Annotated in this window: 3 protein-coding genes; 1 reads left to right on the top strand and 2 read right to left on the bottom strand. The window is 65.2% G+C overall.

Annotated features, from left to right (window positions below; all coding sequences use genetic code 11):
- Positions 1 to 950: PAS domain S-box protein (locus tag ACEN88_RS31015; protein ID WP_413345922.1), on the bottom strand; the 950-nt coding region annotated here is incomplete at its 3' end.
- A 94-nt stretch (positions 951 to 1,044) separates the two neighbouring features.
- Between ACEN88_RS31015 and ACEN88_RS31010 the strand changes: the two genes are divergently transcribed.
- Positions 1,045 to 1,485 carry a cupin domain-containing protein gene (locus ACEN88_RS31010; protein ID WP_413345920.1) on the top strand — a complete coding sequence of 147 codons (441 nt, stop codon included), beginning with the start codon at positions 1,045 to 1,047 and terminating at the stop codon, positions 1,483 to 1,485.
- Positions 1,486 to 1,497: 12 nt separating this feature from the next.
- Here ACEN88_RS31010 and ACEN88_RS31005 read toward each other — a convergent pair.
- The coding region (locus ACEN88_RS31005) for a hypothetical protein (protein WP_413345918.1) at positions 1,498 to 1,702 on the bottom strand (205 nt) is incomplete at its 5' end.

The raw sequence follows: 1,702 nt of genomic DNA, 5'->3' as shown, positions 1-1,702 counted from the left end.
GCGGCCAGCGCCATCTGCACATGCCGCAGCGCGGCCGGCAGCCCGGCCACGGTTCCGCCCAGCAACTGCAGGCTGCCGCCGATCACCTGCAGGATGTTGTTGAAGTCGTGGGCGACGCCGCCCGTCAGCTTGCCGACCGCTTCCAGGCGCTGGGCATGCTGCAGGGCCTGGCGCGCCTCTTCCAGCTGCACGCGCTGCGTGACGTCGCGCGTGATCTTGGCGAAGCCGACGAGGCGGCCGTCCGCGTCGCGGATGGCGTCCACGACGACGTCGGCGCGAAAGCGCGTGCCATCCTTGCGCACCCGCACGCCCTCGCCATGGTAGCGCCCCTGTTCGCGCGCCGTCGCGAGCACGCGGTCCGGCAGCCCGTCGTTCCGGTCTTCATCCGTGTAGAAGCGGCCGAAGTGCGTGCCGATGACTTCGTCCGCCGTGTACCCCTTGATGCTGCGGGCGCCCGCGTTCCACGTCGTCACGAGGCCTTCCGGGGACAGCATGTAGATGGCATAGTCGATCACGCCGTCGACGAGCAGGCGGAACTGCTCCTCGCTGCGGCGCAGTGCTTCGCGCGCCAGCTTCTTGTCGCTGATGTCGCGCGTGATCTTGGCAAAGCCGAGCAACTGGCCGTCGTCGTCGAGGATCGGGTCGATGACGACGGATGCCCAGAACTGGCTGCCGTCCTTGCGCACGCGCCAGCCTTCCGCCTCGAACCGTCCTTTTTCCAGCGCCGTGGCGAGCGCCCGTTCCGGCAAGCCGGAGGCGCGGTCGGCCGGCGTGTAGAAGCGCGAGAAATGCTGACCCAGGATCTCGGCCTCCGTGTACCCCTTGAAGCGCCGCGCGCCGGCATTCCAGCTCGCGACCGTGCCGTCGGGATTCAGCATGTAGATCGCGTAATCGGCGACCCGCTCGATCAACAATTGCATGCGGCGCTGCGTGGTGATGTCGGAAGTCATATCGGAAAAGGTCAAACGTTCATGATCTGATTATAACATTGTGGAAATACTCATGCACATCATGAAACGTTTATGGCTGTGTTGACAATATTGCGTGTCCAATCACGCTTTCCGCTACAATGCGGACGACCACTTCATGGAGAACGTCATGTCGGGCTACAGCATCAACATCGAAGAAAAAACACTTGCCGGGAATAATTTCCGGGAAGTCCTCTACACGACCCAGCGCAGCCAGCTGGTCATCATGACCCTGCAGCCCGGCGAGGAAATCGGCCTCGAAAGGCACGAGGACCACGACCAGTTCATCCGCGTCGAAGCCGGCCAGGGCGTCGCGATCCTGGATGGCGAGGAGCACAAGCTCGAGGACGGCGTCGCCGTCGTCATCCCGGCCGGCACCGAGCACAACGTCATCAACACGTCGAGCAGCGAGCCGATGCGCCTGTACACGCTGTACACCCCGCCCGAGCATCCGGACGGCATCGTCCATGCGACCAAGGCCGAGGCGGACGAATACGAACAACAGCACGGCCACTGATTCCGCACCGGCCTATCCTTTGCAGGCGAGGCCGTAGCGCGTCATCGTACAGGCGCGCTCGATACACCGGCGCGCGTCGTAGCCGTGGGCCCGGCATTGCATCAGCGTCTCTTCGCGGCGCTGGCGCGGCGACGGGTCGGCGGCGACCGGAGGCGTCGCTCTGGTTGCCGTGCGGCGCGCCTTCGCGGCGCCCTGTTTCTTCACCGCCGTCCTGGTG

It is taken from the genome of Massilia sp. CT11-108 (genome assembly GCF_047302915.1).
GTDB classification, from domain to species: Bacteria; Pseudomonadota; Gammaproteobacteria; order Burkholderiales; family Burkholderiaceae_D; genus Telluria; species Telluria orientalis.
This window is presented reverse-complemented; position numbering and strand designations above follow the sequence as displayed.